Here is a 19,010-nt window from a genome sequence, read left to right as displayed (position 1 = left end):
CGGCAGAGTGCTGCCAACGCGATTGGATATCGAAGGCAGGATTGCCGGGGAGGGCGCGCCATGACGCAAAGCGTTGAAATTTTCGAAATGGGCCCGCGTGACGGGCTTCAGAATGAAAAGCGGGCGATTCCGGTGGCGGAAAAGATTGCCCTGGTGGATTGCCTGTCACGCGCGGGCTTCCGGCGGATCGAGGTGGCGAGCTTTGTCTCCCCCAAATGGGTGCCGCAGATGGCTGGTAGCGGTGAGGTTCTGGCGGGTATCAAACGCGCGCCCGGGGTCTCTTATGCCGCGCTGACGCCCAACATGCGGGGATACGAGGACGCGGTGGCGGCCAAGGCGGATGAAATCGCCGTGTTTGCCTCGGCCTCCGAAGGGTTCTCCAAGGCCAATATCAACGCCAGCATTGCCGAGAGCATCGAGCGCTTCGTGCCCATCCTTGAGGCGGCAAAGAAGATCGACCTGCCGGTGCGGGGCTATGTCTCCTGCGTGACCGATTGCCCCTATGATGGCGCAACCCCGCCGGAAAAGGTGGCAGAAGTGGCTGAGCGGTTGTTTGAACTCGGCTGCTATGAGGTCTCTTTGGGCGACACCATCGGACAGGGGACGCCGGAAACGATCACGAAAATGCTAGAGGCCGTAAAGGCACGTGTGCCTGTCGAGAAACTGGCGGGACATTATCATGACACCGCCGGGCGGGCGATTGCCAATATCGACGCCTCGCTTGCGCAGGGCGTGCGGGTGTTTGATGCCGCCGTCGGAGGGCTGGGCGGCTGCCCCTATGCGCCGGGCGCTGCGGGTAACGTGGCGACGGAAACGGTGCACGCGCATCTGACGGCGCTGGGATATGACACCGGGCTCGATGTGCGGGTGCTGGATGAGGCTGCCGAGGTGGCTCGCGCCATGCGCGGCGCGGTTTGATTGGGCGAATTTAGGAAAGAGAGCGATACGATGTTCAATACGATTACCCTTGAGACCGATGCGCGCGGCGTGGCGACCCTGACCCTGAACCGGCCCGAGAAGCACAACGCCATGTCCGGCGAGATGCTGCTGGAGCTGAAACAGGCCGCACAGGACCTTGCCGCTGATGACAAGGTGCGGGTCGTGGTGCTGACCGGCGCAGGCAAAAGCTTTTGCGCGGGCGGCGATCTTGGCTGGATGCAGGCGCAGATGACGGCCGATGCGGAAACCCGCGCGAAAGAGGCGCGGGTGCTGGCGGAAATGCTGATGCTGCTCAACACCCTGCCCAAGCCGCTGATCGGAGCGATTCAGGGCAATGCCTTTGGCGGCGGTGTCGGCATGGCCTCTGTCTGCGATGTGGCGATTGGCGTGGATCATCTGAAGATGGGGCTGACGGAAACCAAACTGGGCCTGATCCCGGCCACCATCGGCCCCTATGTGATTGCTCGCATGGGCGAAGCGCGCGCGCGCCGTGTCTTCATGTCGGCCCGTCTGTTTGGCGCAGCCGAGGCCGTCGATCTGGGGCTGCTCGCCAGAATCGTTCCGGCCGATCAGCTGGCCGAAGCGGTCGAAGCAGAAGTCACCCCCTACATGGCCTGCGCCCCGGGCGCGGTCGCCGCAGCGAAAAAACTGACCCGCGATCTGGGTCCGCGTCTGGACGACGCCACCATCGACCACACCATCAAGGCGCTGGTTGACCGTTGGGAAGGCGGCGAAGCCTCCGAGGGCATCGCGGCGTTTTTCGACAAACGCAAACCCAGCTGGCAGGTCTGAAACGGGTCTGAGAGGGGCCTCAGACACGGGTTTAAAGGCGGTTTCGCCGCCTTGCCAAAGACCGAGTATTTCCCTCAGGCGCGCCCAAATTTTGGGCGCGCTGTTCTTTTCTTATACATAGAAAAATATGCATATTTATATGCGTTTGCGGGCCATGTGATGTGCCCGCGCCGCGCTGTTAAAGGAAGCTTTAGCCAAACCAAATGCCTGTGTTGACGGTCGGGGGGCAGGGGAGTAGACACGGCCCCAAGTCAACACGCCAATTGACGGCGCGCGAGAATCCGCGCGCGCGGAAAGGAGCCACTCGTGGAAGAGATGTTGCGGGAATACCTCCCGATCCTGGTGTTTCTGGCCGTCGCTATCGGCCTTGGAATTGTTCTTATTCTGGCAGCAGTTGTGCTCGCCGTACGCAATCCCGACCCGGAAAAAGTAAGTGCTTACGAATGTGGTTTCAACGCCTTCGATGACGCCCGTATGAAATTCGATGTGCGCTTTTACCTGGTGTCGATTCTGTTCATCATTTTCGATCTGGAAATCGCCTTCCTGTTTCCTTGGGCCGTCGGCTTCAAGGACATGAGCGACGCAGGCTTCTGGTCGATGATGGTGTTCCTGGGCGTGCTGACAGCCGGCTTTGCCTATGAATGGAAGAAGGGGGCCCTGGAATGGGAGTGATGACCGGAGCCAATACGGCGGGCGTCGACAAGGAAGTCGTCACCCAGGCCCTGAACGCCGAACTGCAGGACAAAGGCTTCCTGCTGACCTCGGCCGAGGATATCATCAACTGGGCCCGCACCGGGTCGCTGCACTGGATGACCTTTGGTCTGGCCTGCTGCGCCGTTGAGATGATGCACACCTCGATGCCGCGCTACGACGCCGAACGCTTCGGTATCGCGCCGCGCGCCTCTCCGCGTCAGTCGGATGTGATGATCGTTGCGGGCACACTGACCAACAAGATGGCCCCGGCACTGCGCAAGGTCTACGATCAGATGCCCGAGCCGCGTTACGTGATCTCTATGGGATCCTGTGCCAACGGTGGTGGTTACTATCACTACAGCTACTCGGTTGTGCGCGGCTGCGACCGCATCGTTCCGGTTGACGTCTATGTGCCCGGCTGCCCGCCGACCGCAGAGGCTCTGCTCTATGGTCTGATGCAGCTGCAGCGCAAAATCCGCCGCACCGGCACCCTGGTCCGCTGATCGGCTTTGGTTGGAGAATTGATGATGACTGAAGCACTGAACGAACTCGGGACCCAGATCGCGGCCAAGCGCCCCGAATGCGTGCTGTCCTGGGATGTGTCCCATGGTGAGCTGAACGTGGACGTGGCGCCCGCGAATATCGCGGCGCTGGTCGATTTTCTGAAAGCGGATGCGACCTGCAAGTTTTCCACCCTGGTCGATATTACGGCAGTCGATTACCCCGAGCGGACCAAGCGGTTCGACGTGGTCTATCACTTCCTGTCGATGTATCAGAACCAGCGTATCCGCCTGCGGGTTTCCGTACGCGAAGATGAAATGGTCCCCTCGATTGTCGATCTGCACCCCTCGGCCAACTGGTTCGAGCGCGAGGTCTTCGACATGTTCGGGATCCTGTTCACCGGTCACCCCGACCTGCGCCGGATCCTGACGGACTATGGCTTCCGTGGCCATCCGCTGCGCAAGGATTTCCCGACCACCGGCTATACCGAGGTCCGCTATGACGAGGCGCAGAAGCGTGTTGTCTACGAACCCGTAAGCCTGGTTCAGGAATACCGCCAGTTTGACTTCATGTCCCCGTGGGAGGGTGCCGAATACATCCTGCCCGGCGATGAAAAAGAGGGGGCGAAATGATGGACGGCTCCAAAGGTTTCGAAGACGCCCTGACGGGCGAACAGAAGATCCGCAACTTCAACATCAACTTCGGTCCGCAGCACCCGGCGGCGCACGGCGTGCTGCGTCTGGTGCTGGAGCTGGACGGTGAGATCGTTGAGCGCTGCGACCCGCACATCGGCCTGTTGCATCGCGGCACCGAAAAGCTGATGGAAAGCCGCACCTACCTGCAGAACCTGCCCTATTTCGACCGCCTCGACTATGTGGCGCCGATGAACCAGGAACACGCATGGTGTCTGGCAATCGAAAAGCTCTGCGGTGTCGAAGTTCCCCGCCGGGCCTCGCTGATCCGGGTGCTCTACTCGGAAATCGGCCGCATCCTGAACCACCTCTTGAACGTCACCACACAGGCGATGGACGTCGGTGCGCTTACCCCGCCGCTGTGGGGCTTTGAAGAGCGCGAGAAGCTGATGATCTTCTACGAGCGCGCCTGTGGTGCCCGCCTTCACGCGGCGTATTTCCGTCCCGGCGGTGTGCATCAGGATCTGCCGGATGAACTGATCGACGATATCGAAGAATGGGCGATTGAATTCCCCAAAGTTCTCGCTGATATCGACGGACTTCTGACCGAAAACCGCATTTTCAAGCAGCGTAACTGCGACATTGGCGTGGTGAACGAGCAGGAGATCCAGGACTATGGTTTCTCCGGCGTCATGGTGCGTGGCTCCGGCCTTGCATGGGATCTGCGCCGTGCGCAGCCCTATGAATGCTATGACGAATTCGAGTTCCAGATCCCGGTCGGTAAGAATGGCGACTGCTATGATCGCTACCTCGTCCGCATGGAGGAGATGCGCCAGTCGCTGTCGATCATCCGTCAGGCCATCCACAAGCTGCGCGAAGCCACCGGCGACGTTCTGGCCCGTGGCAAGCTGACCCCGCCAAAACGCGGTGACATGAAAACCTCGATGGAAAGCCTGATCCACCACTTCAAGCTTTACACCGAAGGCTTCCACGTTCCCGAGGGCGAAGTCTATGCCGCCGTCGAGGCGCCTAAGGGCGAATTCGGCGTCTACCTTGTGGCGGACGGGAGCAACAAACCCTACCGCGCCAAGCTGCGCGCTCCGGGCTTCCTGCACCTGCAAGCCATGGACCATGTGGCCAAGGGTCACCAACTTGCCGACGTGGCTGCCATCATCGGCACCATGGACGTCGTATTTGGAGAGATTGACCGCTAATGCTTCGTCGTCTGCATTCCGAACAACCCGAAAGCTTTGCCTTCACGCCCGACAACCAGAAGTGGGCCGAAGCGCAACTCACCAAATACCCCGAGGGGCGTCAGGCCTCTGCGGTTATTCCGCTGCTGTGGCGTGCCCAGGAGCAGGAAGGCTGGGTCACCAAGCCCGCGATTGAATATATCGCGGATATGCTGGGCATGGCCTATATCCGCGTTCTTGAGGTTGCCTCCTTTTACTTCATGTTCCAGCTGGTCCCGACCGGATCCGTTGCCCACGTGCAGGTCTGTGGCACCACTTCCTGCATGATCTGCGGCGCCGAGGATCTGATCGCGGTCTGCAAGGAAAAGATCGCGCAGAAGCCGCACACCGTGTCTGCCGATGGCAAGTTCTCCTGGGAAGAGGTGGAATGCCTCGGGTCCTGCACCAACGCGCCGATGGCGCAGATCGGCAAGGATTACTTCGAGGATCTGACCACCGAAAGCTTCACCAAGATCCTCGATGATCTGGCGGCAGGCAATCCGGTTGTTCCGGGGCCGCAGAACGGGCGTTACGCGGCCGAGCCGAAATCGGGCCTGACGTCGCTCACCGAATACGACAGTGGCAAGACGCAGTATAACGCGTCTGTGCAGCTGGCCGTGGATCTGGGCGACAGCGTCAAGCGCATTCAGGGCGATGAAGTTCCGATCTTGACGCCTTGGGTTGGCAAGGACGGCGTCGTCGCTGGCCGCGCTGCCGACGGTCAGCCTCCGAAGGCGCCCGAAGCGGCTAAACCGGCTGCCAAACAGGCTGCCGAGGCTAAGCCCGCACCGAAGAAAGCTCCGGCCAAGAAAGCCGCTGAGCCTGCGTCGCCCGAAGGGGCAGCCGCCAAATCGGTTGAAGAAAGCGCGCCTGAGACGCTGAGCGAAGCCCGCGGTGGCAAGGCCGACGATCTGAAGATGCTGAAAGGCGTTGGTCCCAAGCTGGAAGAGACGCTGAATGAACTCGGCTTCTTCCACTTTGACCAGATCGCCAAATGGACCGAAGCCGAAATCGCATGGGTCGACAGCCGCCTCAAGTTCAAGGGCCGCATCGAACGCGATGGCTGGATCGAACAGTCCAAACAGCTCGCCGCTGGTGAAGAGACCGAGTTCGCCAAGAAGGCCAAGGATGACGGCCGCTACGAAGATTAACCCGTCTTCCGCCTCTGAACCGGGGGCGGGGGAGCAGACATTGGGACCCAATGAGCGCTGAACAGGACAAAGCCATCGCAGCCAAGGGGCGCCACATCGCCCTGGTGATTGCCGGAACCATGCTCGCATGGCTCGCTTTGTCCCTGATCATTGGTCCGGCGATGGGATTGCCGGGCCGTTACGCGCTTCTGTTCGATTTTCTCGCGCTGGCTGGGATGATCTATGCAGGGGTCAACATCGTTCAACTCTGGCGCATGCGTCAGGACAACCAAAGGTAGGCAGACATGCTGAAGGACCAGGACCGGATCTTTACCAACCTGTACGGTATGCATGAGCGGACGCTCAAAGGCGCTCAGGCGCGCGGCCACTGGGATGGCACCGCCGGTCTGATCGAAAAGGGGCGTGACTGGATCATCCAGACCATGAAGGACTCCGGCCTGCGTGGTCGCGGCGGTGCGGGCTTCCCCACTGGCCTCAAGTGGTCCTTCATGCCCAAGGAAAGCGATGGTCGCCCGGCCTATCTGGTGATCAACGCGGATGAATCCGAGCCCGGCACCTGTAAAGACCGCGAAATCATGCGCCACGATCCGCATACGCTGATCGAAGGTGCGCTGATCGCGTCTTTCGCAATGAACGCCCACACCTGCTATATCTATCTTCGCGGCGAATACATCCGCGAGCGCGAGGCGCTGCAGGCGGCCATCGACGAATGCTACGACAAAGGTCTTCTGGGCAAGAACGCTGCTGGTTCCGGTTGGGACTTCGACGTCTTCCTGCACCACGGTGCCGGTGCCTATATCTGCGGCGAGGAAACCGCCCTGATCGAAAGCCTTGAAGGCAAGAAGGGGATGCCCCGTATGAAGCCGCCGTTCCCGGCGGGCGCGGGTCTATATGGCTGCCCGACCACCGTGAACAACGTTGAATCCATCGCGGTTGTGCCCACCATCCTGCGCCGTGGCGCTGAATGGTTTGCGGGCTTTGGTCGCCCCAACAACGCGGGCACTAAGCTGTTCGCGATCTCGGGGCACGTCAACAACCCCTGCGTCGTCGAAGAGGCGATGTCGATCTCCTTCGAGGAGCTGATCGAAAAGCATTGCGGCGGCATCCGTGGCGGCTGGGACAACCTCCTGGCGGTGATCCCCGGCGGCTCTTCCGTACCTTGTGTGCGCGGTGAGAACATGCGCGATGCGATCATGGATTTCGATTACCTGCGCGGCGAACTGGGTTCCGGCCTTGGCACTGCGGCGGTCATCGTGATGGACAAGCAGACCGACATCATCAAGGCGATCTGGCGCCTGTCCAAATTCTACAAGCACGAAAGCTGCGGCCAGTGTACACCCTGCCGCGAAGGCACCGGCTGGATGATGCGCGTGATGGATCGTTTGGTCAAAGGCCAGGCGGAACCGGAAGAAATCGACATGCTGTGGGATGTGACCAAGCAGGTCGAAGGCCACACCATCTGCGCCCTTGGCGACGCGGCTGCATGGCCGATCCAGGGCCTGATCCGCAACTTCCGCGAAGAGATCGAAGACCGCATCAAGGCGCAAAAGTCGGGCCGCATGGGCGCGATGGCGGCTGAATAGTAATAAAAGACAGGCAGATAGCAGAACCCATGATGAGCAATTTTACCCTCACAATGACATCCGGCCAGGCAGGCGTTTCTGCCCGGGCGGCTGTGCTGTGTCTGGGGGCATGGGGTCTGTGCAGCTGCGACGGGGAGGGGGCACGATGAACCGGAAACTGAAATCCGCAGGTGTCCTGTTGCTGTCGGCGGCAGTTCTGGCTGGCTGTGGCAGTTCCTTCAGCGACCGCACGCTCTATGATGGCGTGGCGTTCAAGGCGAAGGCCAAACCGGTGGACAAGAAGGTCACGCGCGCGGATTTTCGCGTTGAGGTCTCCAAGGCGTCGCAATCCTTCAAGGGCGCGCGTATGGCTGCGCATCACGCTGGCGTCACCTATTGCCTGAGTGAAGCCGGTTACGGCACCTCCGACATCATCTGGGACGTGGATCCCTACGACCCCGAGGCCGAGCTGCGCCTTGATGGCGACACCGCGATTTTCCACGGGACCTGCGACACGTGATCGGTATGGCCTCATATCCTGGCCCGGCGTTATTGCATAACGACGCAGGCTCCCCGTTCCATTGGCGCTCCGCAAAGAAGGAGAGTCATGTGAAACGGGTTGTTCTGTCATTTGTGTCCGCTGTCGCGCTGGCGCTGGTGCCATCGTCGCTGCTGGCGAAGCCGCCGCTGCGCTCGGTCGCGGAAATCGAAGAACCGCTGTTTGCCGTCGCTGTCGCCAAAGAGATCGCCGATCACTGCGACAGCCTGAGTGCGCGATTCTGGAAGGGCGCCGGAGAGTTGCGACGCCTGCGCGCGCGGGCCAATGACCTTGGCTATTCGGACACTGAAATCCGCGCCTACATCGGCTCGGACACGGAAAAGGCCCGGATGCGGGCAAAGGGAGAGACGCTGTTTGCAAGCCGTGGCGTCTCATACGGAAAACCGGAATCCTTCTGTGCGTTCGGACGTACGGAAATTAAGAACAACAGCGCGATCGGCGTTTTACTGAGGGCGAAATAGACCATGTCTGACCTCCGCAAGATCAACATTGACGGAACCGAGATTGAGGTGGACGGGGCCATGACCCTGATCCAGGCGTGCGAGGAGGCCGGGGTAGAGATCCCGCGTTTCTGCTATCACGAACGCCTGTCCATCGCCGGCAACTGCCGTATGTGCCTGGTCGAAGTCGTTGGCGGCCCGCCCAAGCCCGCAGCCTCCTGCGCCATGCAGGTCCGCGATCTGCGCCCCGGCCCCGAGGGTCAGGCACCGGTGGTAAAAACCAATTCACCGATGGTGAAGAAGGCCCGCGAAGGCGTGATGGAGTTCCTCCTGATCAACCACCCGCTCGATTGCCCGATCTGCGACCAGGGCGGCGAATGCGATCTGCAGGATCAGGCGATGGCCTATGGCGTCGACTTCTCTCGCTTCCGTGAAGCCAAGCGTGCCGTGGATGATCTGGATCTGGGACCGCTGGTCGGCACCGCCATGACCCGTTGCATTTCCTGCACCCGCTGCGTGCGTTTCACCACCGAAGTCGCCGGCATCACCCAGATGGGTCAGACCGGTCGCGGCGAAGATGCGGAGATCACCTCCTACCTGAACGAGACGCTGGATTCGAACCTGCAGGGCAATATCATCGATCTTTGCCCGGTTGGTGCGCTGACTTCGAAACCCTATGCGTTTACCGCCCGCCCCTGGGAGCTGACCAAGACCGAAACCATCGACGTGATGGACGCGCTTGGCTCGAACATCCGCGTGGACACCAAGGGCCGCGAAGTCATGCGGATCCTGCCGCGCAACCATGACGGCGTGAACGAAGAGTGGATCTCTGACAAGACCCGTTTCGTCTGGGACGGTCTGCGTCGCCAGCGTCTGGACAAGCCCTATGTGCGTGTTGATGGCAAACTGCGCCCCGCCACATGGCCCGAGGCGCTGGATGCCGTGGCAACTGCAATGAAGGGCAAGAAAGTTGCCGGTCTGATCGGCGATCTGGTGCCGGTCGAGGCGGCCTTTGCTCTGAAACAACTCATCGAAGGTCTGGGCGGTTCGGTGGAATGCCGCACCGACAATGCGCGCCTCGCCATCGGAAACCGTTCGGCCTATGTGGGCACTGCGGCGATTGAGGATATCGACGCGGCGCAGGCGATCCTGCTGGTCGGCACCAACCCGCGCGACGAAGCGCCGGTTCTGAACGCCCGTATCCGCAAGGCCTGGCTGAAGGGTGCCAATGTGGGGCTGATCGGCGCCGCTGCGGATCTGACCTATGATTACGAACACATCGGCACCGACCGCGCTGCGTTGGACGCTGCTGTGGCAAACGCCCATGACATTGCGGATAAGGCGCCGGTCATCATCGTGGGGCAGGGCGCCCTGCGTGAGGCGGACGGTCTGGCCGTGATGGCCAAGGTTCAGGAGCTCGCCGCCAAATCCGGCGCCAAGGTTCTGGTACTGCACACCGCCGCAGCCCGTGTTGGCGCGATGGACATCGGCGCCGTGACCGAAGGCGGCATGGCCGCAGCCATCGATGGCGCCGAGGTGATCTACAACCTGGGGGCGGATGAAGTCGAAATCGATCCGGGTGCCTTCGTTGTCTATCAGGGCAGCCACGGTGACCGCGGCGCACACCGCGCCGACGTGATCCTGCCGGGCGCAGCCTATACCGAAGAAAACGGTCTTTTCGTCAATACCGAAGGTCGGCCGCAGCTGACCTTCCGCGCGGGGTTCGCACCGGGCGAGGCGAAGGAAAACTGGGCCATCCTGCGCGCGCTGAGCGCTGAGCTGGACGCGAAACTGCCTTACGACTCGTTGGCGCAGCTGCGTCAGGCGATGGTCGGCGAAGTTCCGCATCTGGCGAAGGTGGGTGAAGTTATCGAAAACGAGGTTGTCGCGCTCGACGGCGAACCGCTGGGCAAGGCCGACTTCCTGCCTGCGGTGAAGGACTTCTACCTGACCAACCCGATTGCACGTGCATCGCAGCTGATGGCCGAACTCTCGGCCGCAGCAAAAGCCCGCAAGACAGACAAGATCGCGGCCGAGTGATCCGCGCGGCGCTCATATCGTCCTTGCTGCTGGGGGCCTGCGCGCAGGTGCCCGGTACCGGCGTGGCAGACGGGTCCACCCCTGAATACAAAGGGGTCGAGACCAGCCTGCTGAACGGCGATCTGGTGCGTTTCAACGTTGCTATGTCCGGTGCCCGCTCCGAGGCGGACCTGGATGACTATGCCGAATGTGCGGCCGCGCAATATGCGCTGATCCGGGGCTACGGCTTCGCGCGTCACGTGCGCACAAAAATGAAACAAGAGGGTGGCGTTCAGACTGCAGATGCTGTCTACACCATCTCGCCCTCCCTCCCGCGCGGTCTGCGCACCATCGACGCTGAAGTCGTGGTCGCCGACTGTGAGGCAAACGGAATACCCACGGTGTGAGGACCTATGGCTGAATTCTTTAACACCCCAGGCGGCATCGCCATTCTGATACTGGCGCAAGTGCTTGCAGTTGTTGCCTTTGTCATGATTTCGCTTTTGTTCCTCGTCTACGGGGACCGCAAGATCTGGGCGGCGGTGCAGATGCGCCGGGGCCCCAACGTGGTGGGCGTCTACGGCCTGCTGCAGTCGGTGGCCGACGCGCTGAAGTACGTCGTCAAAGAGGTCGTCATTCCGGCAGGGGCGGACCGCAGCGTCTTCATTCTGGCGCCGCTGACATCCTTCGTGCTGGCGATGATCGCCTGGGCGGTGATCCCGTTTAACGATGGCTGGGTCCTTTCGGATATCAACGTGGCGATCCTGTATGTCTTCGCGGTGTCGAGCCTTGAGGTTTACGGCGTCATCATGGGCGGCTGGGCCTCGAACTCGAAATATCCGTTCCTCGGCTCCCTGCGCTCTGCCGCGCAGATGATTTCTTACGAGGTGTCGATTGGCCTGATCATCGTTGGTGTCATCATCTCGACCGGTTCGATGAACTTCAGCGAAATCGTGCGTGCACAGGATGGCAACGCAGGCCTGTTCAACTGGTACTGGCTGCCGCACTTCCCGATGGTGTTCCTGTTCTTCATCTCGGCCCTGGCTGAAACCAACCGGCCGCCGTTCGACCTTCCCGAAGCGGAATCCGAACTGGTTGCGGGTTATCAGGTTGAATATTCGGCCACGCCGTTCCTCTTGTTCATGGCCGGTGAATACATTGCCATCTTCCTGATGTGCGCGCTGACCACGCTGCTGTTCTTTGGCGGCTGGCTGTCCCCGATCCCAGGTCTGCCTGATGGCGTCCTTTGGATGGTTGGCAAGATGGCCTTCTTCTTCTTCCTCTTTGCGATGGTAAAGGCGATCACCCCGCGCTACCGCTATGACCAGCTGATGCGCCTTGGCTGGAAGGTCTTCCTTCCCTTCTCGCTGGTCTGGGTGGTTTTTGTCTCCTTCGCTGCAAAATTCGACTGGTTCTGGGGTGCCTTCGCACGCTGGACAACTGGGGGCTGATCATGACGCAGATCGATTACACCCGCGCCGCCAAATACTTCCTGCTGCAGGATTTCTGGCAAGGCATGAAATTGGGCCTGAAGTACTTCTTCGCGCCCAAGGCCACCCTCAATTACCCGCACGAAAAGGGGCCGCTGTCGCCCCGCTTCCGCGGTGAGCACGCGCTGCGTCGTTATCCCAACGGCGAAGAACGTTGCATTGCGTGCAAACTCTGCGAGGCGGTTTGCCCCGCTCAGGCGATCACCATCGATGCCGAACCGCGTGAAGACGGCAGCCGCCGCACCACGCGTTACGACATCGACATGACCAAATGCATCTACTGCGGTTTCTGTCAGGAAGCCTGCCCGGTGGATGCGATCGTGGAAGGGCCGAATTTCGAATTCGCCACCGAGACCCGCGAAGAGCTGTTCTACGACAAGGAAAAGCTGCTTTCGAACGGGGAGCGCTGGGAAGCCGAGATCGCCCGCAACCTGGAAATCGACGCCCCGTACCGGTGAATGAGAGATGAGCGAAACCAAGAACCCCTTTGAGGCCATGATGGCCCAGGCCCACGAGATGGCCCGGGCTCTCAATCCCGGCCTTGAGCATTTCTCGCCCAAGGGGTTCGAGGCGCTTTGGCCGACCATGCCCAAAGAGGCGATGGAACTGATGTTCGGCAGGACCGTCAACAAGGACGGTCTGGACGCCAAGACCCGGCTGCTTCTGACGCTGGCCGGGCTGACCATGCAGGGCGCGCAGGCGGATACCGCCGTGCGCCAGACCGTGCGCCACGCTTTGGAGGCGGGCGCGAAGAAACAAGAGATCGTTGAAACGATCGGACAGATGTCGGTCTTTGCCGGCATTCCGGCCATGACCCGCGCGCTCGAGCTGGCGCAGGAGGTCCTGGACGACAAAAGGGACGATGAGACATGAGCGTTTTTGCCTTCTACCTCTTCGCCATCAGCGCCATCACCGGCGGGCTGTTCACTGTGATCAGTCGCCAGCCGGTACACTCGGTGCTGTGGCTGATCCTGGCCTTTATTTCCTCGGCCGGGTTGTTCGTGCTGCTGGGGGCGGAGTTCGTCGCCATGCTGCTGGTCATCGTCTACGTGGGGGCGGTCGCTGTTCTGTTCCTCTTCGTGGTGATGATGCTGGATGTGGATTTCGCCGAGCTGAAAGCGGAGATGGCGAGGTACATGCCGGTCGCGCTGCTGATCGGCCTTGTCATCCTGATGCAGTTCGTCATGGCCTATGGCGCCTGGGAAAGCGCGCCGCTGGCATCCGAGCTGCTGGCGCAGCCGACTCCGACGGATACCCACAACACCGAGGCGCTTGGCCTCATCATTTATGACCAATATTTCCTTCTGTTCCAGTTGGCGGGCCTGATCCTGCTGGTGGCCATGATCGGCGCCATCGTGCTGACCCTGCGCCATCGCAAGGACGTGAAGCGTCAGGACATCGTCGCACAGATGATGCGTGACCCGGCCAAGGCGATGGAACTCAAGGACATCAAACCGGGGCAGGGGCTGTAAGGCAATGATCGGACTTGAACATTATCTCACCGTCGCGGCGACACTGTTCGTCATCGGCATCTTCGGACTGTTCCTGAACCGCAAGAACGTGATCATCCTGCTGATGAGCATCGAATTGATGCTCCTCGCGGTGAACATCAACCTTGTGGCCTTCTCCAGCTTCCTTGGGGATCTGGTGGGGCAGGTCTTTACCCTGTTCGTGCTGACCGTGGCCGCCGCTGAGGCCGCCATTGGCCTGGCGATCCTGGTTTGCTTCTTCCGCAACCGCGGCACCATCGCCGTGGAAGACATCAACGTGATGAAGGGCTAAAGCGTCATGGAAACCATCCTTCTCTTTGCCCCGCTGGTCGGGGCGGTGATCTGCGGCTTTGGCTGGAAGTTCATCGGCGAAAAGGCCGCCACCATCACGGCGACGGGCCTGCTGTTCTTCTCGGCGATCCTGTCCTGGATTACCTTCCTGTCCTTTGACGGGACCACGCAGCACATCGAAATCATGCGCTGGATCGAAAGCGGCTCGCTTTCGACCTCCTGGGGCATCCGGCTGGACCGGCTGACTGCGATCATGCTGATCGTGGTGACCACGGTTTCCAGCCTCGTGCACCTCTACTCCTTCGGCTACATGGCCCATGACCCGCAGTGGAAAGACGCCGAAAGCTACAAGCCGCGCTTCTTTGCCTACCTGTCCTTCTTCACCTTCGCGATGCTGATGCTGGTGACCTCGGACAACCTGGTTCAGATGTTCTTTGGCTGGGAAGGCGTCGGCGTTGCCTCTTACCTTCTGATCGGTTTCTACTACCGCAAGCCTTCGGCCAATGCCGCTGCGATGAAAGCCTTCATCGTCAACCGTGTCGGTGACTTCGGCTTTGCGCTGGGTATTTTCGGCCTGTTCTTCCTGACCGACAGCATCAGCTTTAACGACATCTTCGCGGCCACGCCCGAGATTGCCGAAACACAGCTCAGCTTTCTCTGGGGCGAGTGGAACGCGGCAAACCTGATCGCGATCCTGCTGTTCATCGGTGCCATGGGTAAATCGGCGCAGCTGATCCTGCACACCTGGCTGCCGGACGCGATGGAAGGCCCGACGCCTGTGTCGGCCCTGATCCACGCCGCAACCATGGTGACCGCTGGTGTCTTCCTGGTCTGCCGCATGTCGCCGCTGATGGAAGTGGCGCCGCAGGCGACTATGTTCATCACCGTGCTGGGTGCCACGACGGCCTTCTTTGCCGCCACCGTGGGTCTGGTTCAGACCGATATCAAGCGCGTCATCGCCTATTCCACCTGTTCGCAGCTTGGCTACATGTTCGTGGCCGCAGGCGTGGGCATGTATTCGGCAGCGATGTTCCACCTGTTCACCCACGCCTTCTTCAAGGCCATGCTGTTCCTTGGCGCGGGCTCCGTGATCCACGCAATGCACCATGAACAAGACATGACGAACTACGGTGGTCTGCGCAAAAAGATCCCCTATACCTTTGCTGCGATGATGATCGGTACGCTGGCCATCACCGGTGTTGGTATTCCGCTGACCCACTTCGGTTTCGCTGGCTTCCTGTCCAAGGATGCGATCATCGAAAGCGCCTATGCAGGTGGATCCATGTATGGCTTCTGGCTGCTGGTAATCGCTGCTGCGATGACCTCCTTCTACAGCTGGCGCCTGATCTTCCTGACTTTCTATGGCAAGCCGCGTGGCGACAAGCACACCCATGATCACGCGCATGAAAGCCCGATGGTCATGCTGATCCCGCTGGGCGTCTTGGCCCTGGGTGCGGTCTTCTCAGGCATGGTCTGGTACAACAGCTTCTTTGGTCACGCCGATCAGGTGGGCAAGTTCTACGGAATCCCGGTGGCCGAAGCTGGCGCGGACGGCCAAATTAAGCTGGGTCCGGATCAGCATGGCGGTATGCTTCATGACGCCGAAGGCGGTGACGAGGAGGCTGCTCACGGCGAAGCCGCTGATGGACACGGCGCCGCAGATGAAGGTCATGGTGAAGCCGCTGGTGGACATCACTACGTCTTTGCTGGTGAGCCGGGTGAGGGTGCTCTGTACATCGCGCCGGATAACCATGTCCTGGACGATGCCCACGCGGCACCGTGGCAGGTCAAGACCGCGCCCTTCTTTGCGATGCTGGGCGGGCTGATCCTGGCGCTGTGGTTCTACATCTGGAACCCCTCGCTCCCCGCACGTCTGGCCGAACAGCAGCGTCCGCTGTACCTGTTCCTCCTGAACAAGTGGTACTTTGACGAGCTGTACGATGCGATCTTTGTCAAACCCGCCCTGGCGATCGGCCGCTTCTTCTGGAAGAAGGGCGACGGCAAGACGGTTGACGGTTTCCTGAACGGTGTGGCCTTGGGCATCGTGCCCTTCTTCACCCGTCTCGCTGGCCGGGCCCAGTCCGGCTTCATCTTTACCTATGCCTTTTGGATGGTGCTGGGCATTGCCGCCCTTGTCACCTGGATGTCGATCGGCGGAGGAGCGCACTGATGGACAACATCCTTTCTATTATCACCTTTATCCCGGCATTTGCGGCGGGCCTGATGGCCCTGTTGCTCCGGGGAGAGGATGAAGCGGGTCAGCGCAACGCCAAATGGATCGCGCTTCTGGCGACAACGATCACCTTCCTGGCGTCGCTCTATATCTATGTGAACTTTGATGCCACCAACACGGGCTTCCAGTTCGTGGAAGAGGCCGACTGGATCTTTGGTCTGAAGTACAAGATGGGTGTCGATGGTATCTCGGTACTCTTCGTGCTGCTGACCACATTCGTGATGCCGCTGACCATTCTGGCCAGCTGGAACGTCACGGTGCGCGTCAAGGAATACATGGTGGCCTTCCTGCTGCTAGAGACCCTGATGCTGGGTGTCTTCATGGCGCTGGATCTGGTGCTCTTCTACCTGTTCTTCGAAGCGGGCCTGATCCCGATGTTCCTGATCATCGGTATCTGGGGCGGCAAGGAGCGTATCTACGCCTCCTTCAAGTTCTTCCTCTACACCTTCTTCGGTTCGGTCCTGATGCTGGTGGCCATGGTGGCGATGTACGCTGACGCGGGCACCACCGACATCGAGACCCTGCTGACCCACAGCTTCTCGGCCGCGAGCTTTGACGTGCTGGGTATCCATGTGGTGGGCGGCATGCAGACGCTGATGTTCCTGGCCTTCTTCGCCTCCTTCGCGGTGAAGATGCCGATGTGGCCGGTACACACCTGGCTGCCGGATGCGCACGTTCAGGCGCCGACCGCAGGCTCGGTCGTGCTGGCAGCGATCATGCTGAAGATGGGCGGCTATGGCTTCCTGCGCTTCTCCCTGCCGATGTTCCCGGTCGGATCGGACGTGATGACTGATCTGGTACTCTGGATGTCCGCCATCGCTGTTGTCTATACCTCGCTGGTGGCGATGGTGCAGGAGGACATGAAGAAGCTGATCGCCTACTCGTCGGTTGCGCACATGGGTTTTGTGACCATGGGTATCTTTGCGGCCAACCAACAAGGCGTAGACGGTGCGATTTTCCAGATGTTGAGCCACGGTTTCATCTCGGCTGCCCTGTTCCTTTGCGTTGGCGTGATCTACGACCGTATGCACACCCGTGACATCGACGCCTACGGCGGCCTTGTGATCCGGATGCCTGCCTATGCGCTGGTCTTCATGTTCTTCACCATGGGCAACGTCGGCCTGCCGGGCACTTCGGGCTTCATTGGTGAATTCCTGACCCTGATGGGCACCTTCCAGAAGAACACCTGGGTTGCGGCTGTTGCTGCCACCGGCGTGATCTTCTCGGCGGGCTATGCGCTGTGGCTCTATCGCCGGGTGGTCTTTGGCGACCTGATCAAGGAGAGCCTCAAGACCATCAAGGACATGGATGCCCGCGAGCGGTTCATCTTTGCGCCGCTGGTGGTGATGACGATCCTGCTGGGCGTCTACCCGTCGCTTGTCACCGATATCATCGGCCCGTCGACCGAGGCTCTGATCTCGAATTTCAACCATTCTCTGGCCGCCGCTGACACCTCGTCGGCGACCCAGATTGCTTCGCACTAAGGGAGCCAAGGCAGATGATCCAAGCTGATCTCTCCGTCGTCCTGCCAGAGATTATTCTGGCTGTTTACGCAATGCTGGCGCTGCTGGCGGCGGTTTACACGGGCAAGGACAAGCTGGCCGCGACGCTGGTCTGGTCCACCGCAGCCCTGATGGTCGCCCTGGCGGTCTGGATCGCAACCGGCGGCAATGGCACGCACGAGGCCTTCGGCGGCATGTTCGTCGATGATGGCTTTGCCCGCTTTGCCAAGGTTCTGGTTCTGATCGGTGCCGCAGCGGTGCTGGTGATGGGACAAGAGTACATGTCGCGCCGCGGCATGCTGCCCTTTGAGTATCCGATCCTGGTCGCGCTCAGCACCGTGGGGATGATGGTCATGGTGTCGGCAGGCGACCTGATGGCACTTTACATGGGGCTGGAGCTGCAATCGCTGGCGCTTTATGTGGTTGCTGCCCTGCGCCGCGACAGCGTGAAATCGACCGAAGCGGGCCTCAAGTACTTCGTGCTGGGCGCACTGTCTTCCGGTCTGCTGCTCTATGGCGCCTCGCTGGTCTACGGTTTTGCCGGTACCACGAAATTCGCTGGTATCATTCAGGTGGCAGAGCATAACCACATGTCGCTGGGCATGCTGTTCGGCCTCGTCTTCCTGATCTCGGGCATGGCGTTCAAGGTCTCGGCCGTTCCGTTCCACATGTGGACCCCGGACGTTTACGAAGGTTCGCCGACCCCGGTGACTGCCTTCTTTGCCACGGCGCCCAAGGTTGCTGCGATGGGCCTGTTCGCCCGTGTTCTGCATGACGCATTCGGCGGCGCGGTTACCGACTGGCAGCAGGTCATCGTGGTTCTGTCGGTACTGTCGATGTTCCTCGGCGCCATTGCCGCCATTGGACAGACCAACATCAAACGCCTGATGGCCTTCTCCTCGGTTGCGCATATGGGTTATGCGATGATCGGTCTGGCGGCAGGCACCGAACAGGGCGTAACCGCGATGCTGGTTTACCTGGCCATCTACGTCACCATGAACATCGGTACCTTCTCCTTCATCCTGATGCTGGAAAAAGACGGTACGCCGGTCACCGATATCAACGCTCTGAACCAGTTCGCATCGCGCGAGCCGGGCAAGGCGCTGGCGGTGCTGATCCTGATGTTCTCGCTGGCCGGTGTTCCGCCGATGCTGGGCTTCTTTGCCAAGCTGGGCGTGTGGCAGGCGGGTGTTGATGCGGGCCTGATGGGGTTGGTTGTGGCCTCGGCTGTCGCCTCGGTTATTGGTGCCTTCTACTACCTACGTATCGTGTTCTACATGTACTTCGGCTCCGGCGAAGGTGAGGTCGAGATCAAAGGATCTCCGGTGCTGACGCTGGCGCTGATGGGATCGGCTGCGCTGATGCTGATCGGGGTGGTCTACCAGTTCGGTATCGACGGGGCAGCGGCTGCTGCCGCCGCAACGCTTGTAAATTGATCTGTCGTTCAGACAGTGTCGGAAGGCCCGGTCACATGACCGGGCCTT

Annotated in this window: 21 protein-coding genes; all 21 read left to right on the top strand. The window is 60.6% G+C overall.

Annotation, left to right across the window (positions count from 1 at the left end; translation table 11 throughout):
• The first annotated feature begins 60 nt into the window (after nucleotides 1–60).
• The 21 genes from SM764_RS12170 to nuoN all read left to right on the top strand — a co-directional run bounded on the left by SM764_RS12170 (nucleotide 61) and on the right by nuoN (nucleotide 18,962).
• Nucleotides 61–918, top strand: a complete 858-nt coding sequence (locus tag SM764_RS12170) for a hydroxymethylglutaryl-CoA lyase (protein WP_369001889.1) — start codon at nucleotides 61–63, stop codon at nucleotides 916–918.
• Between the two features lie 30 nt (nucleotides 919–948).
• Complete coding sequence (locus tag SM764_RS12165) at nucleotides 949–1,731, top strand: crotonase/enoyl-CoA hydratase family protein (RefSeq protein ID WP_369001888.1); 783 nt, start codon at nucleotides 949–951, stop codon at nucleotides 1,729–1,731.
• Nucleotides 1,732–2,037: 306 nt separating this feature from the next.
• Complete coding sequence (locus SM764_RS12160; RefSeq protein ID WP_065273116.1) at nucleotides 2,038–2,403, top strand: NADH-quinone oxidoreductase subunit A; 366 nt, start codon at nucleotides 2,038–2,040, stop codon at nucleotides 2,401–2,403.
• Nucleotides 2,394–2,927 (top strand): NuoB/complex I 20 kDa subunit family protein, encoded by a 534-nt coding sequence (locus SM764_RS12155; protein WP_082996117.1) that lies wholly within the window; start codon nucleotides 2,394–2,396, stop codon nucleotides 2,925–2,927. Before SM764_RS12160 ends, SM764_RS12155 begins: the two co-directional genes overlap by 10 nt.
• A gap of 24 nt (nucleotides 2,928–2,951) precedes the next feature.
• The gene (locus SM764_RS12150; protein ID WP_065273118.1) at nucleotides 2,952–3,557 is read left to right on the top strand and encodes an NADH-quinone oxidoreductase subunit C; all 606 of its coding nucleotides are present in this window, start codon (nucleotides 2,952–2,954) and stop codon (nucleotides 3,555–3,557) included.
• Nucleotides 3,557–4,771: an NADH-quinone oxidoreductase subunit D gene (locus tag SM764_RS12145; RefSeq protein ID WP_274834452.1), complete on the top strand. Its 1,215-nt coding sequence runs from the start codon at nucleotides 3,557–3,559 to the stop codon at nucleotides 4,769–4,771. Before SM764_RS12150 ends, SM764_RS12145 begins: the two co-directional genes overlap by 1 nt.
• Nucleotides 4,771–5,940: an NADH-quinone oxidoreductase subunit E gene (locus tag SM764_RS12140; protein ID WP_369001887.1), complete on the top strand. Its 1,170-nt coding sequence runs from the start codon at nucleotides 4,771–4,773 to the stop codon at nucleotides 5,938–5,940. The genes SM764_RS12145 and SM764_RS12140 overlap by 1 nt, the downstream gene beginning before the upstream one ends.
• 50 nt (nucleotides 5,941–5,990) lie before the next feature.
• Entirely contained in the window at nucleotides 5,991–6,218 is a 228-nt protein-coding gene (locus tag SM764_RS12135; RefSeq protein ID WP_065273121.1) for a DUF5337 domain-containing protein, read from the top strand.
• A gap of 6 nt (nucleotides 6,219–6,224) precedes the next feature.
• A complete protein-coding gene (gene nuoF / locus SM764_RS12130) occupies nucleotides 6,225–7,523 on the top strand; it encodes an NADH-quinone oxidoreductase subunit NuoF (RefSeq protein WP_065273122.1) in 1,299 nt (432 codons plus the stop codon).
• Between the two features lie 145 nt (nucleotides 7,524–7,668).
• The gene (locus tag SM764_RS12125; RefSeq protein ID WP_065273123.1) at nucleotides 7,669–8,022 is read left to right on the top strand and encodes a hypothetical protein; all 354 of its coding nucleotides are present in this window, start codon (nucleotides 7,669–7,671) and stop codon (nucleotides 8,020–8,022) included.
• Nucleotides 8,023–8,111: 89 nt separating this feature from the next.
• Nucleotides 8,112–8,522 carry a DUF5333 domain-containing protein gene (locus SM764_RS12120; RefSeq protein WP_065273124.1) on the top strand — a complete coding sequence of 137 codons (411 nt, stop codon included), beginning with the start codon at nucleotides 8,112–8,114 and terminating at the stop codon, nucleotides 8,520–8,522.
• Between the two features lie 3 nt (nucleotides 8,523–8,525).
• Nucleotides 8,526–10,541, top strand: a complete 2,016-nt coding sequence (nuoG, locus tag SM764_RS12115) for an NADH-quinone oxidoreductase subunit NuoG (protein ID WP_369001886.1) — start codon at nucleotides 8,526–8,528, stop codon at nucleotides 10,539–10,541.
• Nucleotides 10,538–10,927, top strand: a complete 390-nt coding sequence (locus SM764_RS12110) for a YNQ4 family lipoprotein (RefSeq protein ID WP_274831825.1) — start codon at nucleotides 10,538–10,540, stop codon at nucleotides 10,925–10,927. The genes nuoG and SM764_RS12110 overlap by 4 nt, the downstream gene beginning before the upstream one ends.
• A gap of 6 nt (nucleotides 10,928–10,933) precedes the next feature.
• Nucleotides 10,934–11,971: an NADH-quinone oxidoreductase subunit NuoH gene (nuoH, locus tag SM764_RS12105; RefSeq protein ID WP_065273127.1), complete on the top strand. Its 1,038-nt coding sequence runs from the start codon at nucleotides 10,934–10,936 to the stop codon at nucleotides 11,969–11,971.
• A 2-nt stretch (nucleotides 11,972–11,973) separates the two neighbouring features.
• On the top strand, nucleotides 11,974–12,468 hold the full coding sequence (gene nuoI, locus SM764_RS12100; RefSeq protein ID WP_065273128.1) for an NADH-quinone oxidoreductase subunit NuoI: 495 nt from the start codon (nucleotides 11,974–11,976) through the stop codon (nucleotides 12,466–12,468).
• A gap of 7 nt (nucleotides 12,469–12,475) precedes the next feature.
• Nucleotides 12,476–12,883, top strand: coding sequence for a carboxymuconolactone decarboxylase family protein (locus SM764_RS12095; RefSeq protein ID WP_065273129.1), 408 nt, complete (start codon nucleotides 12,476–12,478; stop codon nucleotides 12,881–12,883).
• Nucleotides 12,880–13,482, top strand: a complete 603-nt coding sequence (locus tag SM764_RS12090; protein ID WP_065273130.1) for an NADH-quinone oxidoreductase subunit J — start codon at nucleotides 12,880–12,882, stop codon at nucleotides 13,480–13,482. The genes SM764_RS12095 and SM764_RS12090 overlap by 4 nt, the downstream gene beginning before the upstream one ends.
• A gap of 4 nt (nucleotides 13,483–13,486) precedes the next feature.
• The gene (gene nuoK, locus SM764_RS12085; protein ID WP_005624625.1) at nucleotides 13,487–13,792 is read left to right on the top strand and encodes an NADH-quinone oxidoreductase subunit NuoK; all 306 of its coding nucleotides are present in this window, start codon (nucleotides 13,487–13,489) and stop codon (nucleotides 13,790–13,792) included.
• A gap of 6 nt (nucleotides 13,793–13,798) precedes the next feature.
• Complete coding sequence (nuoL, locus tag SM764_RS12080; protein WP_369001885.1) at nucleotides 13,799–15,961, top strand: NADH-quinone oxidoreductase subunit L; 2,163 nt, start codon at nucleotides 13,799–13,801, stop codon at nucleotides 15,959–15,961.
• Nucleotides 15,961–17,508, top strand: coding sequence for an NADH-quinone oxidoreductase subunit M (locus tag SM764_RS12075; RefSeq protein WP_274828799.1), 1,548 nt, complete (start codon nucleotides 15,961–15,963; stop codon nucleotides 17,506–17,508). Before nuoL ends, SM764_RS12075 begins: the two co-directional genes overlap by 1 nt.
• 14 nt (nucleotides 17,509–17,522) lie before the next feature.
• Complete coding sequence (gene nuoN / locus SM764_RS12070; protein ID WP_065273133.1) at nucleotides 17,523–18,962, top strand: NADH-quinone oxidoreductase subunit NuoN; 1,440 nt, start codon at nucleotides 17,523–17,525, stop codon at nucleotides 18,960–18,962.
• Nucleotides 18,963–19,010 lie beyond the last annotated feature (48 nt).

Source organism: Pseudophaeobacter sp. 1A16562, assembly GCF_041008785.1.
GTDB lineage: Bacteria > Pseudomonadota > Alphaproteobacteria > Rhodobacterales > Rhodobacteraceae > Phycobacter > Phycobacter gallaeciensis_A.
The sequence above is the reverse complement of the archived record's forward strand: the minus strand, read 5'-3'. Positions and strand labels throughout refer to the sequence as shown.

Coding starts and splice junctions, on each gene's coding strand:
- nuoL (WP_369001885.1), top strand. CDS start 13,799: ATGGAAACCATCCTTCTCTTTGCCCCGCTGGTCGGGGCGGTGATCTGC.
- nuoI (WP_065273128.1), top strand. CDS start 11,974: ATGACGCAGATCGATTACACCCGCGCCGCCAAATACTTCCTGCTGCAG.
- nuoK (WP_005624625.1), top strand. CDS start 13,487: ATGATCGGACTTGAACATTATCTCACCGTCGCGGCGACACTGTTCGTC.
- SM764_RS12075 (WP_274828799.1), top strand. CDS start 15,961: ATGGACAACATCCTTTCTATTATCACCTTTATCCCGGCATTTGCGGCG.
- SM764_RS12135 (WP_065273121.1), top strand. CDS start 5,991: ATGAGCGCTGAACAGGACAAAGCCATCGCAGCCAAGGGGCGCCACATC.
- nuoH (WP_065273127.1), top strand. CDS start 10,934: ATGGCTGAATTCTTTAACACCCCAGGCGGCATCGCCATTCTGATACTG.
- SM764_RS12140 (WP_369001887.1), top strand. CDS start 4,771: ATGCTTCGTCGTCTGCATTCCGAACAACCCGAAAGCTTTGCCTTCACG.
- SM764_RS12145 (WP_274834452.1), top strand. CDS start 3,557: ATGGACGGCTCCAAAGGTTTCGAAGACGCCCTGACGGGCGAACAGAAG.
- SM764_RS12090 (WP_065273130.1), top strand. CDS start 12,880: ATGAGCGTTTTTGCCTTCTACCTCTTCGCCATCAGCGCCATCACCGGC.
- SM764_RS12150 (WP_065273118.1), top strand. CDS start 2,952: ATGACTGAAGCACTGAACGAACTCGGGACCCAGATCGCGGCCAAGCGC.
- SM764_RS12155 (WP_082996117.1), top strand. CDS start 2,394: ATGGGAGTGATGACCGGAGCCAATACGGCGGGCGTCGACAAGGAAGTC.
- SM764_RS12125 (WP_065273123.1), top strand. CDS start 7,669: ATGAACCGGAAACTGAAATCCGCAGGTGTCCTGTTGCTGTCGGCGGCA.
- nuoF (WP_065273122.1), top strand. CDS start 6,225: ATGCTGAAGGACCAGGACCGGATCTTTACCAACCTGTACGGTATGCAT.
- nuoG (WP_369001886.1), top strand. CDS start 8,526: ATGTCTGACCTCCGCAAGATCAACATTGACGGAACCGAGATTGAGGTG.
- SM764_RS12165 (WP_369001888.1), top strand. CDS start 949: ATGTTCAATACGATTACCCTTGAGACCGATGCGCGCGGCGTGGCGACC.
- SM764_RS12170 (WP_369001889.1), top strand. CDS start 61: ATGACGCAAAGCGTTGAAATTTTCGAAATGGGCCCGCGTGACGGGCTT.
- SM764_RS12095 (WP_065273129.1), top strand. CDS start 12,476: ATGAGCGAAACCAAGAACCCCTTTGAGGCCATGATGGCCCAGGCCCAC.
- nuoN (WP_065273133.1), top strand. CDS start 17,523: ATGATCCAAGCTGATCTCTCCGTCGTCCTGCCAGAGATTATTCTGGCT.